The organism is Nonomuraea deserti (genome assembly GCF_004348685.1).
In the GTDB taxonomy this organism is placed as follows: domain Bacteria; phylum Actinomycetota; class Actinomycetes; order Streptosporangiales; family Streptosporangiaceae; genus Nonomuraea; species Nonomuraea deserti.
Window position 1 is genome coordinate 1 of sequence record NZ_SMKO01000160.1, and the last position, 24,340, is coordinate 24,340.

20 protein-coding genes and 2 pseudogenes are annotated in these 24,340 nt (G+C 71.0%); 9 read left to right on the top strand and 13 right to left on the bottom strand.

Going from position 1 to position 24,340, the window contains the following annotated elements:
• Nucleotides 1-101: 101 nt before the first annotated feature.
• From E1292_RS37870 to E1292_RS37885, 4 genes are all read left to right on the top strand, one after another.
• The gene (locus E1292_RS37870) at nt 102-689 is read left to right on the top strand and encodes a hypothetical protein (RefSeq protein WP_132602758.1); all 588 of its coding nucleotides are present in this window, start codon (nt 102-104) and stop codon (nt 687-689) included.
• Nucleotides 690-881: 192 nt separating this feature from the next.
• On the top strand, nt 882-2,330 hold the full coding sequence (locus E1292_RS37875; protein ID WP_165974959.1) for a PepSY-associated TM helix domain-containing protein: 1,449 nt from the start codon (nt 882-884) through the stop codon (nt 2,328-2,330).
• Nucleotides 2,331-2,378: 48 nt separating this feature from the next.
• Entirely contained in the window at nt 2,379-2,630 is a 252-nt protein-coding gene (locus E1292_RS37880; protein ID WP_132602764.1) for a hypothetical protein, read from the top strand.
• 71 nt (nt 2,631-2,701) lie between these two features.
• The gene (locus E1292_RS37885) at nt 2,702-4,129 is read left to right on the top strand and encodes an alpha/beta hydrolase (RefSeq protein WP_132602767.1); all 1,428 of its coding nucleotides are present in this window, start codon (nt 2,702-2,704) and stop codon (nt 4,127-4,129) included.
• Between the two features lie 294 nt (nt 4,130-4,423).
• On the opposite strand, the gene E1292_RS37890 is transcribed toward E1292_RS37885, so the two are convergent.
• From E1292_RS37890 to E1292_RS37910, 5 genes are read right to left on the bottom strand one after another with little or no spacing between them, the layout of a single operon-like run.
• The gene (locus tag E1292_RS37890) at nt 4,424-7,225 is read right to left on the bottom strand and encodes a DUF5682 family protein (RefSeq protein WP_132602770.1); all 2,802 of its coding nucleotides are present in this window, start codon (nt 7,223-7,225) and stop codon (nt 4,424-4,426) included.
• On the bottom strand, nt 7,222-8,337 hold the full coding sequence (locus tag E1292_RS37895; protein ID WP_132602773.1) for an ATP-binding protein: 1,116 nt from the start codon (nt 8,335-8,337) through the stop codon (nt 7,222-7,224). The genes E1292_RS37890 and E1292_RS37895 overlap by 4 nt, the downstream gene beginning before the upstream one ends.
• An 11-nt stretch (nt 8,338-8,348) precedes the next feature.
• On the bottom strand, nt 8,349-9,650 hold the full coding sequence (locus E1292_RS37900; RefSeq protein ID WP_132602776.1) for a VWA domain-containing protein: 1,302 nt from the start codon (nt 9,648-9,650) through the stop codon (nt 8,349-8,351).
• On the bottom strand, nt 9,647-11,089 hold the full coding sequence (locus E1292_RS37905; protein ID WP_132602779.1) for a hypothetical protein: 1,443 nt from the start codon (nt 11,087-11,089) through the stop codon (nt 9,647-9,649). The genes E1292_RS37900 and E1292_RS37905 overlap by 4 nt, the downstream gene beginning before the upstream one ends.
• Nucleotides 11,089-11,592, bottom strand: coding sequence for a hypothetical protein (locus E1292_RS37910; RefSeq protein WP_132602782.1), 504 nt, complete (start codon nt 11,590-11,592; stop codon nt 11,089-11,091). Before E1292_RS37910 ends, E1292_RS37905 begins: the two co-directional genes overlap by 1 nt.
• 219 nt (nt 11,593-11,811) lie before the next feature.
• On the opposite strand from E1292_RS37910, the gene E1292_RS37915 reads away from it, so the two are divergent.
• Complete coding sequence (locus tag E1292_RS37915) at nt 11,812-12,453, top strand: GntR family transcriptional regulator (RefSeq protein WP_246090608.1); 642 nt, start codon at nt 11,812-11,814, stop codon at nt 12,451-12,453.
• Between the two features lie 81 nt (nt 12,454-12,534).
• Here the strand turns inward: E1292_RS37915 and E1292_RS37920 are convergent, their stop codons facing one another.
• Complete coding sequence (locus tag E1292_RS37920) at nt 12,535-12,882, bottom strand: luciferase domain-containing protein (protein WP_132602788.1); 348 nt, start codon at nt 12,880-12,882, stop codon at nt 12,535-12,537.
• 422 nt (nt 12,883-13,304) lie between these two features.
• Here E1292_RS37920 and E1292_RS37925 point away from each other — a divergent pair, with 422 nt between their 5' ends.
• A complete protein-coding gene (locus E1292_RS37925; protein WP_246090609.1) occupies nt 13,305-15,005 on the top strand; it encodes a glycosyl hydrolase family 18 protein in 1,701 nt (566 codons plus the stop codon).
• A gap of 44 nt (nt 15,006-15,049) precedes the next feature.
• On the opposite strand, the gene E1292_RS37930 is transcribed toward E1292_RS37925, so the two are convergent.
• Both E1292_RS37930 and tnpA read right to left on the bottom strand, forming a co-directional pair.
• Complete coding sequence (locus E1292_RS37930; protein ID WP_132602791.1) at nt 15,050-15,886, bottom strand: aldo/keto reductase; 837 nt, start codon at nt 15,884-15,886, stop codon at nt 15,050-15,052.
• Nucleotides 15,887-16,011: 125 nt separating this feature from the next.
• Nucleotides 16,012-16,427, bottom strand: a pseudogene (gene tnpA, locus E1292_RS54395) (IS200/IS605 family transposase).
• Between the two features lie 22 nt (nt 16,428-16,449).
• Here tnpA and E1292_RS37940 point away from each other — a divergent pair.
• Nucleotides 16,450-17,429, top strand: a pseudogene (locus E1292_RS37940) (RNA-guided endonuclease InsQ/TnpB family protein).
• A gap of 97 nt (nt 17,430-17,526) precedes the next feature.
• Nucleotides 17,527-17,667 (top strand): hypothetical protein, encoded by a 141-nt coding sequence (locus tag E1292_RS51745; protein ID WP_165974960.1) that lies wholly within the window; start codon nt 17,527-17,529, stop codon nt 17,665-17,667.
• A gap of 120 nt (nt 17,668-17,787) precedes the next feature.
• Here the strand turns inward: E1292_RS51745 and E1292_RS37945 are convergent, their stop codons facing one another.
• From E1292_RS37945 to E1292_RS37965, 5 genes are read right to left on the bottom strand one after another with little or no spacing between them, the layout of a single operon-like run.
• A complete protein-coding gene (locus E1292_RS37945) occupies nt 17,788-19,161 on the bottom strand; it encodes a sulfatase family protein (protein WP_246090611.1) in 1,374 nt (457 codons plus the stop codon).
• A 23-nt stretch (nt 19,162-19,184) separates the two neighbouring features.
• Entirely contained in the window at nt 19,185-19,991 is an 807-nt protein-coding gene (locus E1292_RS37950) for a carbohydrate ABC transporter permease (protein ID WP_132602794.1), read from the bottom strand.
• Nucleotides 19,991-20,872, bottom strand: coding sequence for a carbohydrate ABC transporter permease (locus tag E1292_RS37955; RefSeq protein WP_132602797.1), 882 nt, complete (start codon nt 20,870-20,872; stop codon nt 19,991-19,993). The genes E1292_RS37950 and E1292_RS37955 overlap by 1 nt, the downstream gene beginning before the upstream one ends.
• Nucleotides 20,869-22,143, bottom strand: a complete 1,275-nt coding sequence (locus tag E1292_RS37960) for a sugar ABC transporter substrate-binding protein (RefSeq protein ID WP_181958355.1) — start codon at nt 22,141-22,143, stop codon at nt 20,869-20,871. The genes E1292_RS37955 and E1292_RS37960 overlap by 4 nt, the downstream gene beginning before the upstream one ends.
• Nucleotides 22,144-22,156: 13 nt before the next feature.
• Nucleotides 22,157-23,137, bottom strand: coding sequence for a LacI family DNA-binding transcriptional regulator (locus E1292_RS37965; protein WP_246090612.1), 981 nt, complete (start codon nt 23,135-23,137; stop codon nt 22,157-22,159).
• Nucleotides 23,138-23,417: 280 nt separating this feature from the next.
• Between E1292_RS37965 and E1292_RS37970 the strand changes: the two genes are divergently transcribed.
• On the top strand, nt 23,418-24,340 hold a 923-nt coding region (locus tag E1292_RS37970), incomplete at its 3' end, for a multicopper oxidase family protein (RefSeq protein WP_132602803.1).

Here is a 24,340-nt window from a genome sequence, read left to right on the forward strand (position 1 = left end):
CCCACCGTCCCCGCTCCCGCTGACCCCCGCAAACCCACCGGCCGTTCGCTGAACCGCCGCCGGGCATCCGCCGTATGTCCTCGTGTGAGCGGTGATCGCGCGTGAACGCCGAGCAGGAAGGAAGCGGCACCGGCAGCAGGGACACCGCGCGGGCCGGCCGGGCCGGCCCGCGCGGGCTGCGGGCGGCGGTGTTCGCGGTCGTCTGCGTGTTCGCCGCGCTGGGCATGCACGTGCTGGCCGGAGGCCCGGACGCCCGACTGGGAACCGTCGTCGCCGCGACCCTGGCGACGGGCGCGGGCGCGTTCGTGCTCGCCCGCCGGCAGCGGTCCTTGGGCACGCTGCTCGCCGCCTCCTTCGCCGCGCAGTACGGAATGCACCAGCTTTTCAGCTCCGGCGGCGCCGCCTTCTCCAGCCATCATGGGAGCGGGCTCCACGCCGGGGCCGGGATGGTGCTGGCCCACGTGCTAGTCGCGACGGTGTCGGCGTGGTGGCTGCGGCGCGGCGAGACGGCGCTGCTCACGTTGCTGTCCCTGCTGGCCTGCTCGCTGCGCGGCCTGTGGGACCGGCTGACCACCCGCCTCGCGCCGCCCCGCATGCCGCTTCCGGGGCTCGTCCCCGCGGCGCCGGACCGCGTCGCCGCCTCACACGTGCTGGCCTGGACGGTGTGCCGGCGGGGGCCGCCTCGCTAACGACCGCTTCGGGACCCGCACCACCGGAACGTTCCGTTCCCGCCGCTGAGCGCCAGGCGGGCGTACACGGGGATGTCGCGCGGGAGCCCGCACTCACCAGACGTTCCGCCGAGCCCCCGCATGCACCGGCACGCTCCCCCTGCTTTCGCGCGCCCGCCTCCCCCGCGTGCGCGCACTCCGGAACGGAGACCCATGACTTCTGTCCAAGCGCGGCCGGAAACCGCCCGGCCCGCCGCCGCACCGTCTTCCGCCTCCTCCCAGCGGTACCGGGTCGTCTGGCGCTGGCACTTCTACGCCGGCCTGTTCGTGGCGCCCGTCCTGCTGGTCCTCGCCGTCACCGGCTCGATCTACCTGTTCAAGGAACCGTTCGAGGCGTGGCGCTACCAGGACGTGCGCACGCTCGCCGAACCCGTCACCGCGCCGCGCCCCTTGTCCGAGCAGATCGCGGCCGCCCAGAGCGCACGCCCCGGCACGCCCGTCATGTCCGTCATCCCGCCCACGTCCCCCGACCGCACCACCCGCGTCATCCTCCAGGGCTCCGAGTCGGGCCCGTTCGCCGAGGGCATCTCGGTGTACGTCGATCCCGGCACCGCCGAGGTCATGGGCCAGATCGACGACTCGGCCACGTTCATGCGCGTCGTACGCACCATCCACGGGGAACTGATGTCCGGCACGGCCGGCGACCGGGTCGTGGAGATCGCCGCGTGCTGGGCGCTGATCCTCGTCGCCACCGGCACCTACCTGTGGTGGAGCGGCCGGCGTACCCGTGGGAAGTCCGCCCGGTCGGGCCGCGGCCGGCTGCGCCGCCTGCACCTCATGACCGGCGTCGGCGGAGGCGCGGTGGTGGTGTTCCTCGTCCTGTCCGGGCTGCCGTGGTCGGGCGTGTGGGGCGACGGCCTGCAGCGCATCCAGGGCAGCACGGGTTCCACGGCTCCGAGCGCGGACGACTACCCGAACACCTCCACCCCTCCCCTGTCCGGGGACCTGTCCGACCACCCGGACGCCAAGGTGCCCTGGTCCGCCGAACGCCTTCCCGTACCGCCGTCCGGCGACGAGCACGCCGGGCACGGGAGCTCGGCCGGCGTGCTGCAGCCCGGCGCCCTGCCTGTCGAGGCTGCCCTGGCCGCCGCCAAGCCGCGCATCAGGCAGTGCCCGGCCGCCGCGTGCGACGTCAAGGTGCTGCTCCCCGACGGGCCGCGCGGCGTCTACACGATCGTGACCGGCCACCGCCGCGACCCGTCGGCCGCGCAGACCCTGCACGTCGACCAGTACAGCGGCCGCGTGCTCGTCTCGTACGGCTGGGCCGAGTACGGCGTCATGGCCAAGGCCGTCGAGCAGGGCATCGCGCTGCACGAGGGCCGCAGGTACGGCACCGCCAACCTGATCGTCATGCTCGGCGCCTGCCTGGCCCTGATCACGCTGGTGGTCACCGGGGCGTGGATGTGGTGGAAGCGCCGCCCGCGCGGCCGGGCCGGCGCCCCCGCCCGCGCCACGGACCGGCGCACGGCGTACGGCGTGATGACCATCATGGCGCTGCTCGGCCTGCTGTTCCCGCTGGCGGGGATCACGATGGCGGCGGTGCTGCTGCTGGACTGGCTGGTGCTGCGCCGGATCCCTGCGGCCGCGCGCGTATTCGGTTGATCGCTTACCACGCCCGGACGTCAAGGACCCATCCGGAAATAGGCCCTGATGTTCAGGCAGGCCGGGTTCGCCCCCGCGCTCGATTCCCCCTGCACGAAGCCGGAACTGCTCGACGAGTTCCCCTACCTCTCCATGCTGAAGGGCAGCCTCGACGCCGCGGTCAACCGCCCGGCGACCCCGCCGCACGTGCAGATCACCAGAGCGGTCCAGGTGAATCTGCACCCGACGCTCGTCAGCGCCCCGGCTCGCTCCCTTCGAGCCTCGCCACGTTGCTCCGCGAGATCGACCCGTAGACGGTAGTCCTGGCACTACCTCGGGAACGGGCCACTGCACGATCGAGATCCGGCGGTGCGGCGGCCAGCCTGGGAGGCATGCATCTGACAGCCACCAGCCTCCTCCTGCTCGGCTCGCTCGCCGTCGTTCCCTCCTCCCCGACTCTCGAATGGGGGACGTGCCCGGGCGACGAGCGACCCGAGGACATGGAGTGTGCCTCCATCCGGGTGCCGCTCGACTGGAAGAAGCCGGGGGGCCGCTCACTGACGCTGTGGATCGCCCGGCTGCCCGCGACCGGCAGCAGCTCGGGGACGGTCTTCAGCATCCCCGGCGGGCCCGGCGGGTCGGGCATCGACGATCTCACGTACCGGGGCGGGAACTTCTCCGCCCTGCGCGAACGCTTCGACGTGGTCAGCTTCGAGCCGCGCAACGCCACCACCTACGGCAGGCTGCCGGTCAGGTGCTTCGGCACCGGGCCGTGGCTCACCCGGCCGGACAGCCCCGGCGCGTACGCGCGGCTCGGGGTGAAGGTGCGGCGCAGCGCGCAGGAGTGCAGGAAGCTCGACCCCGCCTTCTTCGACCATCTGGACTCGGCTTCCGTGGCGCGGGACATCGACGCCGTCCGCGCCGCGCTCGGAGAGAAGCGGTTGAGCTTCGTCGCCACCTCGTACGGAGGGGTGCCCGCCGTCGCCTACGCCCGGCTGTTCCCTCAACGGGTCCGGGCCATGTACCTGGACGGGGCGGTCAACCAGCTACGGGACGCGGCGACGGATGCCCGCGTGCGGTATCGCACGTACGAGGCGCAGTTCGGGCGCTTCCTGACGTGGTGCCAGACGGTGGACGTGTGCGGCAAGGACATGGGCAAGCGCTGGCGGACGCTGGTCGCGAGCGCGGACCGTACGCCGATCCCCGTCAAAGGCCGGCCGGACGGCGAGGCGGTCGCGTACAGCGGGTTCGACCTGCAGGTGGCCGCGATGCCGAACCTGGTCGGGCCGGGACCCGCGCCCGAGTATCCGCGCTGGCGGCAGCTCGCCGCGGCCGTACGGCAGGCCGAGCGCGGGGACGCCGCCGGGTTCGCGAGCTATGTCGACGCCGGGGTCGGAAGCCTGAAGCCGCCGTCGTTCGTGGGCATGAACGCCACCCAGTGCGCCGACGGGCTGCGCTTCAGCGGCTACCGCGAATACCGGGCCGTGCGGGCGATGGGCGAGCGTGTCTCGCCTAACCTCGCCGGCATGGGACTGTGGCACCGCCTCGGGTGCACGGGCTGGCCCGTGCCGGTGACCAACCCCTCCGAGCCGCTGCCGTCCGGGCTGCCGCCGTTCCTCGGCGCGGGCACGTGGACCGACCACGACGACACGGCCGACATCGTCCGCAGGGTGCCGGGGTCGGCGACGGTCCGCTTCGACGGGCACGGCCACGGGCTCTACCTCACGGGCAACGCCTGCGTCATCGCCCACGCCAACGCCTACCTCACCGACCTCCGCCTCCCCGCACCCGGCACCACCTGCCGCCCGCCCAAGCCGTAACCCCAGCGTCGCAGCCACCCCACCTGACCGGCCTCACCGCACGACGAGGCCGTTCGGCTTCTGAGCCATGACCGAACCAACCCCCGAGACGGGAGCCGAACCAGCGGCGAACCACCCCTCAGAACCGACCGGCACCCCGCCAACCACCGGCGGACAGCCCTTCAGACGAGAGACAACATCCCGCCGAGACGAAACGCAGGGCCCGACCACCTTCGGTGAGGCGGCCGGGCCCTGGTCGCGGCGGCGGGCCGTTCCTTCATGGGAAGCCCGCCCCCTGAGGCGGAAATCGGCTCGTCAGGCGAGCAGCCCGGCGAGCGCCAGGGCGGGTCCGGGGTGAGCGGTCAGGAGGGCGGTCACCTCCCGGGCCGGGCGACCACCACCCGCACCGCCGCCCGAGGCGGGGTCGCGCCACTCGCCCTCGCACCCGAGCAGCCCCGCCACCCCGTCGCAGGCCGCCGGATGCCCCAGGAGAAGCTCCGCCACCGGCCCGGACGCCACGGGCGCGCCAATGGCGGCGGCGGGCTTGGGACGGGCCGACCACGGCGGCACCCAGGAGTCCACCGCCGGCAGCGAGCCGGGGAACGTACGGCCGGCCTCCCGGACGAGCACCGGCACCAGCTCGGCCGCCCCGGCGCGCAGCGTGGTGATCAGCTTGGGCAGCCACGGCAGCAGCACGCTGTCGGGCAGCCGCCCGAACGCCTTGGAGATCATCTCGACCACGAACCCGGACAGCGCGGGAGCGGGCTCCATCGCCTGCACGAACCCCATGATGTACTGCGGGACCGACGGGACGACCAGCGGGTTGGCGAGCAGTTCGTCGCAGCGAGCCCGAAGGTCGGCCATCGTGAGCAGCCCGAGCTGCGTGTGCGCCGCCCACAGCAGCGCCACCTTGGCCGGAGCCTCCGGATGCGACTGCTGCACGGCCAGCTCCAGCTGCGCCCGGTCGCAGCCGAGCGCCAGCGCGAGGCTCTCCATCGTGAACAGGAACCCCAGCATGGCGCCCACCTGCCGCACGCCGGTGTCGTCGTCCACGAAGGCCGTCGGCAGCAGCGTGCAGTAGTGCGCGTAGCCGGCGGTCACGAACGCCTCGCACCAGGCCGGCAGCTCGGGTTCGTTGGCGCGGTAGTACGCCAGCAGCCGCCGGATCCTGCGCAGCACCTCCGGCGCGTCGTCGACGCCGCGCTCGGCCGCGAGCAGCTCGACGGCGCGCGCCCCCAGCTCGTCGGCGAAGCGCCGGCTGCCCAGGAAGAGCACCGCGTCCTCGACCGCCGCCAGCGCGACGGCCGCGGTGGCCTTGGGGTCCCACACGGAGCGCCGCAGCCGCTGCTCCAGCACCTGCTCGATGGTGACGCCCTCGTAGCCGAGCTCGATGACGGAGCGCTGGTGCTTGCCGAACGCGAGGTCCCAGCTCTCCTGGATCGAGCGCTCCCCCAGCCTGCGCTCGCCCATGATGGGCCGTACGGCGTCGTCCGGGAGGAGATAGCGCAACATCCAGAGCAGGTCGGAGCAGGGCACCAGCTCGGGGTGGGCGTTGAGGTCGATCAGCGCCCGCTGGATCGTCCGTTTGTCCAGGTCGAGGCCGAGCGGCGCGAGCCGGTCGTAGACATTCCTGGCCAGTGGCGGCAGGGCGTCGTAGCCGACCTCCCCGACGCGGTCGCCGCCGAGCAGGATCTCGCACAGGCGGCGCACGTCGCGGCGGCCCGGCACGACGTCCTTCTCGATGCAGGTGACGGCCGCGTCCTGGAAGTCGTAGGGGGTGGGCCTGGCCCTGTTGCGCAGCCCGGCCAGCAGGATCGACGTCTCGAACACGGCGATGGCGTCGGCGGTGCTGGCCAGGTAGCCGTTGCGCCGGGCCAGCCGGACGATGTCGACGCACCAGCCGAGCAGCTCGGCCTCGTCGAGCGCGTCGAGGGCGGGCGGCCGGGACAGGAACCCGGTCAGCCGGTCGGCGGGCGCGGCGTCGGCCTTCTGCGGCAGCGGCTTTCCGCGAGCTCCGCGAGCTCCGCGAGCTCCGGCGCGTTTGCGCGTGCCCTTCTGACCGGTCAGCTGGAACGGGGCCAGCTTGGTGCGGTTGACCGCCTTGGCCCAGGTCGCCGCCGCGATCGACACCGACCCCGGGGCCAGCCCGAACTGCGCCTCGATGGCGGAGTGGCTGGACGGGATGAGCCCGTACAGCCATTTCGTGCCGGTGCGCGGGCTGATCTCGAACGTGGCCGTGGAGTCGAGGCCGAACTGCTCGACGCGGCTGGCGGCGTGGAAGGCGCCGCAGACGTAGAGGCAGTCGCCGGGGTCGGCGCCGCCGGCGGCCAGGTGCTCGCGCATGCGGGTCCACATGTAGCGCTCGCGGTCCTCGTCGACGGCCAGCCGGTCCCCGTCGGGGGTGAGCCGGCGGAACAGGCTGCCGATCAGCACCATGACCTGGCGGTAGGTGTCGTAGTCGGCCCCCGAGAGCGGCTGCTCGACGTATTGGTCCCACCACTCCGACCAGTGGCGCACCTTGCCGTGGTGCAGCAGGTGCTCCTCCAGCTCGGCGAAGCGCGGGCGCAGGTCGCCGATCTCGACGCCCACCGCGTCGCCGTGCAGGCCGGCCTCTTCCTTGCGCTCCTTGGCCTCCTCCTTCGGGGCCCACTGGAAGACATGGTCAGTAGAGCGGTCGACCAGCACCAGCTCGACCCCGGGCGTTTCGAGGGCGTAGGCGATGGCCTGGTATTCGGCCGACGCCTCGGTGATCGGCGCCACCACGCTGAGCGGCGCCCACGACTTCGGGAAGCCGTCGAGGTCGGTCGCGAACGCCTGCGCCGCCACCGGCAGCCGGCAGTTGCGCAGCTCGGTCAGCAGCGGCTGCAGGTCTTCGCACAGCTCCAGGTAGATGACCTTCGGCTGCTTCTCGCGCAGCCGCCGCACCATCGCCAGCGCCGAGGCCGGCGAGTGGTGGCAGACCGGGAAGATCTCCAGCTTCTCGCGCAGCGCCCTGTCGACGTCGTCGACCAGCCCCGCCAGGATGCCGGGCACGGCGACGGGGCTGTCGGCGAACGCCGCGGCGGCCTCGAGCAGCTGCTCGCGGAGCGAGCCGAACGTGCTCGTCTGGTCGATCATGAGAGCGTGGCGATGGCCTCGCGGCCGCCCTCGAGGAACTCCGGCCACTCCCCGCCGTCCTTCTTGCTGCGGGGCTCGACCACGCCGTGCCAGTACTTGTTCAGGATCGCCAGGTCTTCGGGGCTGCGCCGGGCCAGCGAGCCGACCAGCGAGCCGGCCAGCGTCTGCGCCCGCAGGGTGCGGTCGCCGAAGAAGTGGCTGTGGAGGATGGCGTCCTCCAGCACGCCGATCTGCTCGGCCGTCGACAGCGCCGACTCCAGCTTCTCGTCGTCGCTGGTGGCCGAGGCGGCGGCGGAGCGCAGGTCGGCGAAGCTCTGCAGCAGGATGTCGAGCAGCGTGGGCGGCAGGTCCAGCTCGATCCGGTGGCGGCGCAGCAGCTCTTCTGTGCGGAAGCGGACGATCTCCGCCTCGCTCTTCTTGTTCGTCACGACGGGGATGCGGACGAAGTTGAAGCGGCGCTTGAGCGCGGACGACAGGTCGTTGACGCCCCGGTCGCGGCTGTTGGCGGTGGCGATGATGGAGAAGCCGGGCTGGGCGAAGACGATGTTGTCGTCGTCGAGCTCGGGGATGGAGACGTATTTCTCCGACAGGATCGAGATGAGCGCGTCCTGCACGTCGCTGGTGGAGCGGGTGAGCTCCTCGAAGCGGCCGATCACGCCCTGCTCCATCGCCGTCATGATCGGCGAGGGGATCATCGAGTCGCGGGACTGCCCCTTGGCGATGACCATGGACACGTTCCACGAGTATTTGATGTGGTCTTCGGTGGTGCCGGCGGTGCCCTGGACCACGAGCGTGGAGTTGCGGCAGATGGCCGCCGACAGCAGCTCGGCCAGCCAGCTCTTGCCCGTGCCCGGGTCGCCGATCAGCAGCAGGCCCCGGTCGGAGGCCAGGGTCACGATGCTGCGCTCGACGAAGCTGCGGTCGCCGAACCACTTCTGCGCGATCTCCCGGTCGAGCCCGTCGGAGCGCTCGGAGCCGAGGACGAACAGCCGGATCATGCGAGGGCTCAGCCGCCACGAGAACGGCTTGGGGCCGTCGTCGATCGACTCCAGCCAGTCGAGCTCCTCGGCGTATTTCACCTCTGCGGGGGCGCGCAGCATATCGTCACTCATTCGGGGGTCTCCTAGGTGAGGAAGTTCTTGAGCTCGGACACGAGCTTGCGGATATGGCCCGAGAGCACCGGGGTGCCCAGGTCCTTGAGTTTCTGGCGGTACCACGGATCGACGCTCTGGGATCCCGAGCTGTTGACCGAGCCGACGGGGATGAACTTCACCCCCGAGCGGTGCACCGCCTCGAAGTCGGTGATCAGCGAACGGTTGTCGTAGAAGTCGGAGATCCACACCATCACGGTGTTGCGCGGATCGGAGATCTTCGGCCTGGCGATGGCCATCGCTGCCGTGCCGTCGGTGCCGCCGCCGAGCGTGGTGCGCAGCAGCACCTCGAACGGGTCGTGCACCCACGGGGTCAGGTCGAGCGCCCGGGTGTCGTAGGCCACCAGGTGCACGTCGACCTTGGGCAGGCCGGCGAAGATCGACGCCAGGATGGTGCAGTTGACCATCGCGTCCACCATCGACCCCGACTGGTCGACGACCACGATCATGCGGGCGGGCGTGGTACGGCGGGCGGTCTGCTTGTAGTAGAGCCGGTCGACGTAGAGGCGTTCGTCCTCCGGGCTCCAGTTGGTGAGGTTTTTCCAGATGGTGCGCTCGACGTCGAGGTTGCGGAAGACCCGCTTCGGCGGCACCGTCCGGTCGATCTCGCCGACGCTGGCCTTCTCGACCTGGGTGCGCAGCACCTCGGCGACCTCGTCGACGAACCTGCGGATCAGCGCCTTGGCGTTGGCCAGCGCGACCCCCGACAGGTTGTGCTTGTCGTGCAGCAGCTGCTCGATGAGCGACATGCTGGGCGTCAGCTGCTTGGACAGGACCGGGTCGGCCAGCACCTCGCGCAGGTGCATGCGTTTGACCAGGTCGCCCTCGATGCCGGCGAGCACGGCGGCCAGCTCTTCGTCGCCCACGCGGTGGCGCAGCCCGCCGGGCTCGCAGCCCATGCCCTTCTCGAACCAGCCCGCGTCGTTCTTCCAGCTCTCCAGCCGGCTCGCGGTGATGTTGCCCGTGCCGGTGGAGAAGACGTTGAGCAGCAGTTTGGAGACCAGGGCCGCGCGGCGCACCTCGGCGCCCTGCTCGTGCTCCTTCTCCGCCATCAGGTCCTGCAGCTCGTCGCCCAGGGTGGGGAAGCGCTGCACCAGGTTGTCGACCGACACCCCGGGGTCGAGCAGCGCGGGCGGCAGGCCGAGGTCTTCGACGATGGCCATGCTGGCCGTCTCGAGCGCGGGCTGCTCGTCGGGGCCGAACAGCCGGGACAGCAGGCGCCAGTAGAGCACCTGGCGCCGGGTCATGTCGGCGTCTTCCAGGATGTCGGTCATTTCCGCAGCAGCCGTCCCGCTCGTTCGCGCAGCACGGCGACCACGTCGCCGGCCTTGGCCTCGGCCTTGACCACCTTGGGGTCGGTGGGGCCCATGGCCCAGTCACCGTTGTGCACGGCGACCGGCTTCTTCTTCACCGTGGCCTGGACGGCCAGCGGTTGCAGCAGCCAGCGGCCGTCCCAGCGCATCAGGCCGATGCACGCCGAGGAGGCGGCCACGAGCTCCGGGGTGAGCGGGCCGCCGCGCGGCAGGCGGTCGAGGTCGAGCGGCAGCGCGTGGCCGCCCAGGTCGAACGACCCGTCGCCGGCGGAGTAGCCCTCCAGGAAGACGGGCTCGGCGATGCGCACGGGGTGGCGGTCGAGCGGCGGGACCGCCGGGGCGCTCGTCCCGGACAGCGCCACCCGCGCCGTCGTGAACGGGTCGGCGGGCTCGCCCGCGGCGGCCCGGTCGTCGTGCCACACGAGGTCGCCACCCGGCAGCAACGGCATGTCCGTGATCTCCAGGCTGTGGTGACCGGCCAGCGCGCCCAGCAGCACCGGATGGCCGCCCATCAGCCGCCACACGGCAGGGCCGACGATCGTGTCGACCTTGGCGGCCGCCACGCTGGTGCGTACCAGCCGGGCGGGGCCGCCTCCCGCGGGCTCCAGGACGCCGTGCACCTGCGCCCGCACCACGGTGGCGTGCTCGTGCACGTCGGCGCCGAGGATCAGCAGCCGCCCCGACACCGGCTCGGCGCCACCGTGCCACGGACCCCGCTGCGCCAGCAGCAGGCCGCGCGCCCACAGGTCGGCCCACCTGCGCGCGGGCAGGCGGTCCATCGTCGCGACCGGGCTCGACGCCCGCAGCTCCGCCGCCAGGCCGTCGAGCAGCACCGCGAGCCCGCGCAACTCCGGCACGGCGAGCAGCGCCTCGATCGTCTGGTCGGCCGAGCCGGCAAGGTCGTGGTCGACGCCACGCCACCCGACGATGGCCAGCTCGCGCAACCAGACCCGGCAGCCGTCGAGGAGGTTGCCGAATGCCGGCCGCCCACCACCCGGATCACCCGAAGCCTCCTGACCGCCAGGCCGATCACCCGGCGCCACGTGACCGTCTCGCGACGGCTCCCAGGCGGCGCGGGACCTGCCCAGCGCCGTGTCGAGACGGCCGAGCAGGGCGTCGTGGACCGCGCCGGACAGTGCGGCGCGCCCACCGGCCAGCGCCGCCAGGTGCTCGTCGCCGACCGATCCCGCGGCCACCTTGTCCGCCGCCTCGCTCACCCGCTCGCCGATCGGGCTGACCGCCAGCGCGCCCGCCAGGGCGGCCAGCGCCCCGGCCGCCTCCTCGCCGACCCTGGCAAACCCGAGCGCGAGCGCGTCGTCGAACCCCGCCACCAGGCCGAGCGCCTCGTCCGCCCCCTCGGGAGCGCCGGCGAGCACCTCCCCCAGCTGTACGTCCAGCATCAGCGCACCGCTCCCGTCTCCGCCGCGGTCGAGGGGAACCAGTGCAGCTCGACCAGCGGGTCGGTGCTGTCGGGCACCTCGAGATAGGCCAGATGGCGCAGGAACCTGCTGAACACCACGGCCGCCGGGGTGCGCTCGGGCTGCCCGTGGAGGCAGCTCATCAGCTGACCGCCCGGCGGCACCTCGACCCGCAGGTAGCGGGCCACCCGGTCGAGGCCGTACTGCACGACCGCCTCGTCGGCCAGCATGCGGACGTGCTTGCAGGCGTAGCCGTGCAGCGCGCCGCACGGCCGGTTGTTGTTGGTGCTGCAGCTCAGCGCATGGGTGCCGGCGGTGATCGAGGAGACGTAGACCCGCTCGATGTCGGATCCGCTCGACACGACCCCCTGCAGCCGCCCGTCGGCCAGCTCGACGAAGGGCACCTTCGCCAGTTTGCGCGGCGCGACAGGCGGCACCACGTGCACCACGCTGCGCCGCTCCCACGCGGTTTCGTCCGCGTCCACGACCTCAGAACCTCCCGCCCCAGCCGGTGCGCGGGCGCAGGCGGGAGTGCCCACGCCGTCGCGAACGGCTGATCATGGTCCGGGAACTTACCCCACACGACCGACAGAACGGAGTCGAAACGATCAGAGGCTGGGATGCCGCAGCACGCCCCACGGGACGGGCAAGTTGTCGATAATATTGCTGACCAGGACGGGTTCGTACGGCATCGGGAGGATCGCGTGGCCCCAGGGTCCCCGCAGAAGGAGACGCTGACCGGCCGGGTCAGGGCGGCCGTGCTCAGCGGGGACTTCGTGCCCAACCAGCGGCTCGTCGAGGCCGACGTGTGCGAGCAGTTCGGCGCCACCCGGGCCGCGGTGCGCGAGACCTTCAAAGAGCTGGCCGCCGAGGGTCTGGTCGAGATCCTCAAGAACAAGGGCGCCCGCGTGCGGGCGGTCTCCAAGGCGGAGGCCATCGAGATCACCGAGGTGCGGATGGTGCTCGAGGGCCTGTCGGCCGCCAAGGCCGCCGAACGGGTCACCCCCGGGCAGGGTGCGCGGCTGCGGGAGATCGTCGCGGCGATGCGCACGGCCGTGGAGTCCAATGACCTCGACCGCTATTCCGAGCTGAACGCGACCCTGCACGCCGAGATCCGCGAGATCGCCGGCCACCGCACCTCGGCGGTGATCATCGAACGGCTGGGGGCGCAGGTGGTGCGGCACAAGTTCCGTCTCGCCCGGCAGCCGGGACGGGCCTCGGTGTCGCTGCCGCAGCACGAGCTCATCGTGGCGGCCATCGTCGCCGGCGACCCTGAGGCCGCCCAGACGGCGATGCAGCAGCACCTGCGCAGCGTCGCCAAGGCCCTGGAAGTTTCCGGCGGCTGACCGATGGCCTCGCCGAGACGATCATGATCGCCCGGCTCTCCCGGCGATTGGCGATGAAAGTGTCGACAATCGGCGCGGCGGCTACGCCACGTGCTCTTTGATCGCCACGCTGGTCAGGGCGAACAGCAGGTCGAGGTCGGGCTCCGCGTCGACCTGCACCGCCACCCAGGCCCGATCGGGGCACGCCTGCACCTGGCCGCACTCGCGCAGGTACGGGGCCAGCCGGTCGATCGCCGGCGCCGTCAGGCGCACTTGCACCTCGTCGGCGCCGGTCAGTCGCAGGATCTCGGTGCCGTGTACGGCGAACTTGGGGCCGCGCCGGGTGTCGCTCACCGCCAGCGCCGGCCAGGATCGGAATTCGGCCACCGCACGGGCCACGTAGGGTCCGTGGCGTTCAGCGGTCCGCCGCCAGGCGGTAATCCCTGCCACGCCTCAATGCTGAGGCACGGTACACCTCCACGTCAGCGACCGTTCCGCAACCGTTATCTACCCGCAGGGTGTGATCACCGGCGGCGCGCGACCGGCCCCGGCGAGCAGGCCCGTCGCGACCCGGCGAAGGGACCGGTCGCCACCCCGGCGAATGCGCCGGTCGCGACCCCGGCAAGGACGCCGGTCGCCGCCGCCGACGAGTACGCCGGTCGCCACCGCGGTGAGAACGCCGTTCACGACCCCGGCGAGTACGCCACTCGCGGCCGCGGCGTCACTGCGGATTGTGGCGAGATTTCACCATCTGAGCCATCGCGTATTGACGCCTCCCCAGGCTGCGTCTAACGTCATTTTATAAGGAAACTTTACTAATAGTTTCTGTGGCATCCCATCCCGTACACCCCCCAACCGGATGTCGGAGCATCATGAGACACACCATCCTGCGCAAGGCCCTCGCCGGGCTGGCGGCGTTACTGCTGCCGCTCACCGTCCTGGTCGCCGCCCCCTCATGGGCCGCCGCCTCCTCCTCCGCCGCCGCCATGGCGGACTGGTCCGCGTGGACGGCCTACACGGCGGGCGCGCGCGTCACCTTCAACGGCGTGACGTACGAGTGCGTCCAGAGCCACACCTCCCAGCCCGGCTGGGAGCCACCGAACGTCCCCGCACTGTGGAAGCCCGTCGACGACGGTGGCGGCGGCGACGACACCAGCGCCCCGAGCGTCCCCGGCAACCTCCGCACGACCGGCGTCACCGACCGCAGCGTCTCCCTCGCCTGGAACGCCTCCACCGACAACGTCGGCGTCACCGGCTACGAGGTCTACCGGAACGGCACTCTGGTCGCCACGGTCACCGGCACCACCCACACCGACACCGGCCTCAGCCCCGAGACCGGCTACGCCTACACCGTCAGGGCCCGCGACGCCGCGGGCAACCGCTCGGCCGCCGGCAACACCGTCAACGCCACCACCGCCGAGGGCGACGACGGCGACCCCGGCGAGCCAGGCGACGGCGGGAACAAGGTGCTCGGCTACTTCGTGCAGTGGGGCGTCTACCAGCGCGGATACCACGTCAAGAACATCGACACCAGCGGCTCCGCGGCCAAGCTGACGCACATCAACTACGCCTTCGGCAACGTGCAGAACGGCCAGTGCACGATCGGCGACAGCTACGCCGACTACGACCGCTTCTACCAGGCGAACGAGAGCGTGGACGGCGTCGCCGACACCTGGGACGCCGGCGCGCTGCGCGGCAGCTTCAACCAGCTGCGCAAGCTCAAGCAGAAGCACCCGCACCTGAAGGTGCTGTTCTCGTTCGGCGGCTGGACCTGGTCCGGCGGCTTCACCCAGGCCGCGCAGAACCCGGCCGCGTTCGCCGAGTCCTGCTACCGCCTGGTCGAGGACCCGCGCTGGGCGGACGTGTTCGACGGCATCGACATCGACTGGGAATACCCGAACGCCTGCGGCCTGTCCTGCGACAGCAGCGGCCCTGCCGCGTACCGGAACCTGATGCAGGCGCTGCGCGCCCGGTTCGGCTCCGGCAACCTGGTGACGGCCGCCATCACGGCCGACGGCACCAACGGCGGCAAGATCGACGCGGCCGACTACGCCGGCGCCGCGCAGTACGTCGACTGGTACAACGTCATGACCTACGACTACTTCGGCGCCTTCGCCCCGCAGGGCCCGACCGCCCCGCACTCACCGCTCACCTCCTACAACGGCATCCCGACGCCCGGGTTCCACTCCGACGCCGCGATCCAGAAGCTGAAGGCCAAGGGCATCCCGGCGGGCAAGCTGCTGCTCGGCATCGGCTTCTACGGGCGCGGCTGGACCGGCGTCACGCAGGCCGCGCCGGGCGGCACGGCGAGCGGAGCGGCGCCCGGCACGTACGAAGCGGGCATCGAGGACTACAAGGTGCTCAAGACCCGCTGCCCCGCCACGGGGACCGTCGCGGGCACCGCCTACGCGCACTGCGGCAACCAGTGGTGGAGCTACGACACGCCGGCCACGATCGGCGGCAAGATGAGCTATTCGAAGAACCAGGGCCTCGGCGGCGCGTTCTTCTGGGAGCTCAGCGGCGACACGTCCAACGCCGAGCTGCTCACGGCCATGAGGAACGGCCTGGGCTGACCTGACCGTCAAGGGCCGGCCCGCCTCGGGCCGGCCCTTCGAGCTCAGCCCAGCTCGCGCAGCTGCTCGGCCGTCAGCGACACGGCCGAGGCCGCGAGGTTCTCCTCCAGGTGGGCGACCGTCGACGTGCCGGGGATCGGCATCGTGACCGGGGAGCGGGCCAGCAGCCAGGCCAGGCTGACCTGCGCGGGCGTGGCGCCGACGGCCTGGGCGACGTGGTCCACGGGGCCGCCGGGCTCCGCCAGCCGGCCCTTGGCGATGGGGCTGTAGGGGATGAACCCGATGCCCTCCTTCTCGCAGTGCTCCAGCACTCCCTCGGAAACCCTGAGGGTGAGGTTGTAGCGGTTCTGCACGGTGGCGATCTCGACGACGCGCCGCGCCCGCTCCAGCTCCTCGACGCTCACCTCGGACAGGCCGACGCTGCCGATCTTGCCTTCGTCCCGCAGCGCGCTGAGCTCGCCCACCTGGTCCTCCAGCGGCACGGCCGGGTCGATGCGGTGCAGCTGGAGCAGGTCGATCCGGTCCAGCCCCAGCCTGCGCAGGCTCATCTCGACCTCCTGCCGCAGGTACGCGGGCCGCCCCACGGCCTCCCACTGGCCCGGCCGCGGGCGTACGAACCCGGCCTTGGTGGCGATCAGCAGCCGCTCGGGGTACGGGTGCAGCGCCTCCCGGATGAGCTCCTCGTTGACGTACGGCCCGTAGGAGTCGGCGGTGTCGATGAGCTCGACCCCCAGGTCGACGGCCCTGCGCAGCACCCGGATGGCCTCGTCGTGGTCGCGCGGCGGCCCCCAGACGCCCGGACCCGTCAGGCTCATGGCGCCGAAGCCGAGGCGGCGGACGGTCTTGCCGCCAATGGTGAACGTGCCGGGCGAATAGGACATCAGGACTCCCTAAGTGCGACGTTCCAAGTCCGTGATTTCAACGGATACCAGGCCCATCTTCCTATGACCCGTCTGCATACGTTTCGGTCATTCCGCCGCCAAGGCGGATCCGCGTCCAGGCGGGCTCAGACGGGGCGGTTGTGCTGCTCGATGTACTGGCACAGGACGCTGATCGGTGCGCCGCCCACGCTTCCAGCGAATTAGGAGCCTGACCACAGCTTGTTCGCCATAGTAGTGGCGGGCCAATTCGGAGAACTCGGTTCATATCCGGCGGGAGGAGAACCCCGTGGGGGCTGTTGACGAGCCGGGGCAGGGCTATCTTGGGCGGGAAGTTCACCAGGAGGTGAACGTGGTTGGCCTCGCCATCGAACTCGGCCAGTTAGGTCTCGAAGTCGGCGCAGACGTCCCGCATGATCCGCTCCATGCGTTCCAGGTGCGGCCCGGCGAATACCGGATACCGAAACTTCTTCACGAAAACCAAGTGAGCGTGCAGGACGGAAACACAGTGCCTGCCGGTTCTGTTGTCTCCATGTTCGGCCATAAACCATGGGTAGGATCATGGTGTGCGGCTCAGGTACAACTTCCGCCTCTATCCGACCCGGGCCAGCGTGCCGCTCTGGCCAGTGCGTTCGGGTGCGCCCGGGTGGTGTTCAACGACGGGCTGCGCGCACGACAGGACGCTTGGGAACAAGGCATGCCGTACATCTGCGACGGACAGTTGTCCAAGCGGGTCATCACCGAAGCGAAGAAGACTCCGGAACGCTCCTGGCTGGCAGAGGTCTCAGCAGTCGTGTTACAGCAGGCGCTGGCGGATCTGAATGTCGCCTACCGCAACTTCTTCGCCTCCCTGACGGTCAAGCGGAAGGGGCCGAAGCTCGCCCCGCCCCGCTTCCGTTCACGCAGGGACAACCGGCAGGCGATCCGCTTCACCAAGAACGCCCGGTTCTGCGTGACCTCCGGCGGGAAGCTACGCCTGCCGAAGATCGGTGACGTTCCGGTCCGCTGGTCACGGGACCTGCCCGCCGAACCGTCCAGCGTGACGGTGGTCAAGGACGCGGCCGGCAGGTACTTCGCCTCGTTCGTCATCGAGACCAACCAGGCCCCGCTTGCGGAGTCGGCCGCCGAAGTGGGGATCGACTTGGGCCTGTCCTACTTCGCGGTCACCTCCGACGGCCGGAAGGTGAACAACCCGCGTTTCCTCCGCCGTGCCGAGCGACGCCTGCGCAAGGCGCAGCAGGAACTTTCCCGTAAGGAGAAAGGTTCAGCCAATCGTCACAAGGCCAAGGCCAAGGTCGCCAAGGCGCACGCCAGGGTGGCCGACGCGCGCCGGGACTGGGCACACAAGCTCTCCACCCAGATCATCCGCGATAACCAAGCGGAGTACGTGGAGAACCTTGCCGTGTCCGGCCTCGGGCGCACCCGCCTTGCCAAGTCGCTGGCCGCCGGACGGGCGGACAGGCTAAACGCCTGTAGAGCGCAGGTAAGACCGAGGTCTGCCCTGGCACAGCGCGAGGAAGCAGGAAGCCTCAGAGGTGCCGGATGAAGCGGCACGGGCTGAATCCCCGGCCTTCACAAGCCGGGGAGCGCGTCAACACAGCGCGTGCGACGACATCAGCAACATCAACGACGGGGCGCTCGACGTGAAACCCGACGCGATCGCCACCCTGGCGGGCACGTACGCGTACGACACCGGCGGCATCGGCGACGCCCCGCCGGCACCGCAGACCGGCGCCCGCAGCGCCACCGGCCACGGGCACCGGCCCGCCGACTCCCCCAGCTGACGACGCCACGGGACCGGCCCGCCGCCCGCGGAGCCGGTCTCACCCGCACCCCAGGCCCGCCGCCGCCCGCAGGACCGTCGGAGAAGGCGGGGAGGGTGGCCGAAGGCGCGCCTGGAACCGTCAGGGGCGGGGCTGGTGGCCGAAGCGGACGGGTTTGGGGCCGTGGAGGCGGACGGCGGGGTCGGTCATGCCCTGGCGGGGCCCGGCCAGCTCGGCGGCCGGCTCGATGACCGGCTCCGCCTCCCCCGCCGCCACGATCCGCCGTACCAGCCGCTCCCGCAGCCCCGCGGCGACCTCCGCGTGCGACGCGTGCCCCGCCAGGTTGACCAGTTCGTGCGGGTCGTGGTCCAGGTCGTACAGGGCCTGCTCGCGGTAGCGGGCGGCGGCAGGGACGTTCCACGGGTCGGCGTCCTCCGCGACGGCGTAGTACTTCCACCGCGACGTGCGGATGCCGCGCCCCACCTCCGACTCGCTCACCTGGAAGAACACTTCCTCAGGCCACGGCGCGCGCGGATCGCGCACCAGGGGCAGGAACGAGCGGCCCTGCATGGACGCGGGCACCGGCAGCCCGGCGGCCTCCAGCAGCGTCGGCGGCAGGTCGACGGTGCTGACGGGACGGGAGATCGCGCCGCCCCCGTCGAAGCCCGGCCCGCGCAGCGCGAGCGGCACCCGCAGCGACGCGTCGTGGCAGGACCGTTTGTACTCGCCGTTGCGGGTCTTGAAGTGGTTGCCGTGGTCGGAGGTGTACGCCACGATCGTGTCGTCCAGCAGGTCCATGCTGCGCAGCGCGTCGAGCAGCCGGCCGAGCCCTTCGTCCAGGCGCTTGACCTGGCCGAGATAGCCGCCCATGTGCCGGTGGGCCGTGCCGCCGAGCGCGGCCAGGTCCTGCGGCATCCAGCGGCCCTGATAGCGCTCCTCGTAGCCGTCGGGGGCGGGATAGTCGTCGACCTCGTTCTGGTGGTGCGGCTCCAGGAACGACAGGAACAGGTAGAACGGCTCGTCGTGGTGGTCGGCGGCGAACCGCACGGCCGCGTCCACGAGGGCGTCGGAGCGGTAGCCGGGCAGCAGGACGGGCTCGTTCGCCTCGTCGTACACGATCGTGCGGTAGGCGTCGGAGGTGTGCTCCAGCGCGTTCGCCGCCAGCCACGACCGGTATCCGCCGCGCTCCTCCTCGGGCACCGGCTCGCTGCCTGCCAGGTGCCACTTGCCGATGTAGCCGGTGGCGTAGCCGGCGTCCCCGAAGTGGTGCGCCAGCGTGCGCTCCGCGGCCGGCAGGACGCGGCCGTTGCGGTAGACGCCCGTCGTGGTCGGGTAGCGCCCCGTCTGCAACGCCGAACGGGCGGGCGCGCACACCGGCTGGGGGGTGAGCGCGACCGTGGCGTGCGTGCCGTGCCTGGCCATTCTGTCGAGGTTGGGGGTGAAGGGGCCGACGGTGTCCCACCGCTGCTGGTCGGTGAAGACGACGATCACGTTCGGGGGCACGTTCGGGCGCAAAAGATACTCTCCTAACGGACTGACTATTTGATGCCGGTCAGCGCGATGCCACGCACGAAGTATCGCTGCGTGAAGACGAACAGGACGGCGGTGGGCACGAAGAGGATCACCGAGCCCGCGGCCGTGAGATGCCACAACGTGAAGTACTCCTGGTTGAACAGGGTGAGCCCGACCGGGATGGTACGCATCTCGGGCGTCGTGGTGGCCACCAGCGGCCAGAGGAACTCGTTCCACTGGAAGACGAACGTGAACAACCCGAGCACGGCCAGCGCGGGCCGCGTCTGCGGCAGGATGACGCTCCGGTAGATCCGCAGCTCGGAGGCGCCGTCGATGCGCGCCGCGCTGATCAGGTCGTCGGGGATGGGCTGGATGAACTGCCGCATGAGGAAGATCCCGAACGCGTCCATGAGGAACGGCGTGATCAACCCCTGGTACGTGTCGAGCCATCCCATGGTGGCCATCAGCACGTACAACGGGATCATCCGCACGAAGAACGGCACCATGAGCGTGGCCAGCAGCGCCACGAACAGCGTGTTGCGCAGCGGGAAGCGGAACTTCGCGAAGACGTAACCGACGAGCGGGTCGAACAGCAGGTGCGCGAGCGTGATCGCGCCCGCCACGACGAGGCTGTTGACGATGAAGTTGCCGAACGGCGCGCGGGTGAACAGCTCCGCGTAGTTGCCCCACTGGGGCGAGTCCGGCACGAGGACCGCGTCCGCCGACAGCGTCTCCGCCTCGGTCTGCAGCGACAGCGACACCATGTAGAGCAGCGGCACCACGGTCGCGAGCGAGGCCAGCCCGAGCAGGATGTAGAGCAGCGGCTTGCGCATCAGTACGTGACCTCCCCGCGCCGCCCGGCCCGCAGTTGCACCAGCGTGAACGCCACGATGACGACGAGCAGCAGCACCGACTGCGCCGAGGAGTAACCGAAGTCCCTGGCGCGGAAGGCGACGTTGAAGATGTGGAAGACGGACAGGTCGGTGGCGTCGCCCGGACCGCCGTTGGTGATGATGTACGCCTGCCCGAACGCCTGCAGCCCCGAGATGACCGCCATCACCGAGACGAACAACGTCGTCGGCGCGAGCAGCGGCAGCGTGATCCGCCAGAAGCGGTGCCACGGGTCCGCCCCGTCGATCTTCGCGGCCTCGTGGTAGGTCTCCGGAATGCCCTGCAGCCCGGCCAGGAACAACACCATCGTGTAGCCGACGCTCTGCCAGAGCGTGACGGCGGCGATCGTGAGCAGCGGGGAGGTGTTGAGCCACGTCTGCTCGGGCAGCCCGGCCGCGCCCAGCACCCGGTTGAGCACCCCGAGCTCGGGGTCGAGGATGTTGCGCCACAGCAGCCCGACGATCGCCACCGAGGTCAGGTACGGCACCAGCAGCAGCACCCGGAACACCACCCGGCCCTTGAGCGGCTGGTCGAGCGCCAGCGCCAGCGCCAGCCCGAGCACGATCGAGCCGATCACCACGAGCACCGAGAAGATCACCGTGACCAGGAACGAGTGCCGCACCGCGGGGTCGGCCAGGGCCTGCGTGTAGTTGCCCAGCCCGGCCCACTGGTCGGCCTGCGGTCCTGTGCGCAGGCTGGTGGCCGTCACGTTGCCGATCGGCAGGTAGAAGAAGGCCGCGAAGAACAGGATGGCCGGGATCAGGAACAGGTAGGCGGTCCTGGCGTAGCGGCCGGAGAGGGTGCGAGGCCGCAACATCGTCATCGCAGGAAGCCCTCCGCGGCCTCGGCGAACGTGCGCAGGGCGTCGGCGGCCGGTTCGTTCTGGATGATGACCTGCTGGTAGACGACCTTGAGCCGCTCGTCCCACTTGCCGAGCTGGCCGGTCAGCCGCACCTCCTGGGTGGAGTCCTGGGCGATCGGCAGCGCCTCGGCGAACACCTTGATGGCCTCGTCCTGCTGCACCTCGGGCAGCTTGGCCCAGGAGACGCGCGGCATCAGCATGCCGGTCTCCTTCGTGGCGGCCTGCTCGACCTCGAGCGCGGTGATGCGCTTGATGAAGTCCCATGACAGGTCGGGCCTGGCGGCCTTGGCGGGCACCAGCATGCTGGTGCCGGCCGCCTGGGTGACCTGCACCTTGTTCTTCAGCGGCGGCGCGACGCCGAGGTCGATGTCGGCGCTGGTCTTCTTGATCGGTTCGAGGTCCCAGGGGCCGGTGAGGATCATCGCGGCGCGCTTGGCGGAGAACAACTTCTGCGGGCCGGAGTAGTCGGTGCTGGACACCGGCACCGGGGCCACCTTGTGCTTGTGGATCAGGTCGGCCTGGAACTGCAGGGCGGCGATCGCGTCCTCGATCGGCGTCATGACCTTGCCGGTCTCCGGGTCGAAGGGGGTGACGCCGGCCTGCATCATCCACGGCCAGATGTAGCCGTGGTCCTGGTTGAGCGCGACGCCGTGCACGCCGTCCTTGGTCAGCTTCTTGGCCGCGGCGAGGAACTCCTCCCAGGTGGTCGGCGGCTCCAGCCCGGCCTCGCTGAGCATGCCCTTGTTGTAGAGCAGCGTGTTGCAGGTCAGGTGGAGCTGAACGCCGTACACCTTGCCCTGGTAGGAGTTGCGCTCGACGGTGACCGGCTGCCAGTCGGAGGGGAAGCCCATCGCCTCGCCGTCGCGGTCGACGTAGTCCTGCAGCGAGCGGGCGTTGCCGGAGATGGCGAACTCCTGCACCCACCCGCCGGGCTCCTCGACCACGTCGGGCACCGTGCCGGAGGCGAAGTCGGCCAGGAGCCTCGTGCGCAGGTCGGGCCACTGGTACTTCTGCAGGTTGACCTTGACCTTGTTGGCCTGCTCGAACTCGGCGATCACCTTGCGGTAGGCCTGGTAGTCGTGGCCGGCGTTCCAGTAGACGGTGAAGGTGCCCGGGGCGGCGGTCTGCGCGGGCGGTGCTCCCGCGCAGGACGACAGCACCGGCACCGCGGCGGCTGCGCCGGCCAGGCGGAGCAGGTCGCGGCGGGTCATGTGGGGGGCGTGGGAAGACATCTCGGATTCCCTTCTAGGAGGAGCCCCGCCGCAGGAACGTCCAGGAGCGGACGATCTCGCGGGCGGGCGGCGGCTCCTCGGCCTGGAGGCGGTCGAAGAGCAGGCGTACGACGTCGGTGTAGTCGTGGCGGAGCGGGCCGACGGTGCTGAGCTGCGGATTGCTGATGAGGCCCTCGTCGATGTTGCCGACGCCGACGACGGCCACGTCGTCGGGCACGCGCAGCCCGGCGTCCCTGGCGGCCCAGATCACGCTGATCGCGGCCCGGTCGGAGGCGGCGAAGATCGCGTCAGGACGGTCGGGGGAGCTCAGGAGCTCGGCGGCCGTCTGGTAGGCCGAGACCCGGTCGTCCGCGCCGGAGGTGACGATCCGCTGGTCGACACCGTGTCGTTCGAGGGCGGTGGTGTAGCCGAGCAACCGTCCCGCGGGCTTGTCGCGGTAGAGCTCGAAACGGTGCGCCATGAACGCGATGCGGCGCCTGCCCTCCGCCAGCAGGTGCTCGACCGCCTGCGCGCACGCCTCGGTCTCGGGGGTGCGGACGACGTCGCAGCCCTCGAGGCCGCTCTCGTTGCTCAGCACCACCATCGGCAGGCCGGTGGCGGCGAGCCCGGTGAGCAGATCGTGGGTGAAGTGGTCGCCGACGACGTTGACCAGCGCGCCGTCGGCGATGCCGCCGCGCAGCACGTCGATGGCCGCGGTCGCGCGCGCCTCCGAATAGACGGTGAGCGTGACCACGGAATAGCCGCGGGCGTCGGCCATCTCGTGCAGGTCGGTGGCCAGCCGCTCGTCGCTGGGCACGCCGCCGAGCGAGCTCAGCACCAGGCAGACCCGCTGCGTGCGGCGCTTGCGCAGGCTCCTGGCGGCCTGGTTGGGGGTGTAGCCGAGCTGCCTGGCGGCGTCGAGCACCCGCTGCCTCGTCTCGGCGGCGACGGGGCGGTCCCGGCCGCTGAGCACGTAGGAGACGGTCGCCACGGAGACGTTCGCCAGCTCGGCCACTTGTCGTGCGGTAGGTCTCATGTTAGTCGAATAACGTAGCATTCCCGACAGGGATATGGGGAATCTTTTTGGGAGAACATCGCGATCAGGGCAGACATAGGGAGAGGTTCACGCTTTGGCACCTCAGGCGTGTGAATCGATTAACACCATATTTCGCGCCACCCGCCCGATCAATAGGCGGGCGCGCCCGGAGTTCCAGGCCCCTGCCCGATCCCCCAGCGTGGCGGAAGGCGTTCTCTGTCACTCTCCGTTACCTTTCCTGGTGAACGGGGGAGGATCTGTGGACAATCTGGCAATCGGGCGGGTGTCGCGCCGGGTGTTCGTCACCGGTACGTTCGCGGCTCTGGGGCTCGGCGCGGCCCTGGAGACGCCGGCGGGCGGTGTCGCGGCCCGGCCGCGCGGGACGGTGCTGCGGGCCAGGCCCGCCAAGGTGAAGCTGGGCAAGCGCACCGTCTCCACCTGGACCTACAACGGCGTGCTCCCCGGCCCGCTCATCAAGGCCACGGCCGGCGAGACGGTCGCCGTCCGGCTGGTCAACGACCTGCCCGCGCCGACCACCGTGCACTGGCACGGCATCAGGATCGACTTCCCCATGGACGGCGCGCCCGGCTTCTCCCAGACTCCCACCCGGCCCGGCGGCACGTTCGACTACGTCTTCCGGGTGCCCGACCCCGGCACGCACTTCTACCACTCGCACGTCGGCACCCAGCTCGACCGCGGGCTGTACGGCCCGCTGGTCGTGGCCGACCCGCGCGAGCCGCTCCGGTACGACGAGGAGTTCACGGTCGTGCTCGACGACTGGCTCGACGGCATCAACGGCACCCCCGACGACGCCCTGCGCCGGCTGAACTCCTCCACCGAGCACGACGACACGCTGCGCAGCGAGGCGCTGGGCGGCGTGTCCGCGGAGCTGCGCCACCCGCTCTACCTGATCAACGGCCGCCCGCCGGCCGCCCCCAGGACGTTCGCCGCCTCTCCCAGGCGGCGCGTCAGGTTCCGGGTCATCAACGCGGCCGCCGACACCGCCTTCCGGGTCGCGCTCGGCGATCATCGCATGACCATCACCCACACCGACGGATTCCCGTGCTCGCCCGTCACCGTGGACACGTTCATCATCGGCATGGGCGAGCGTTACGACTTCGTCGTCACGCTCAAATCAGGCGCGTTCCCGCTGGTGGCGCAGGCGGAGGGCAAGGGCGGGCG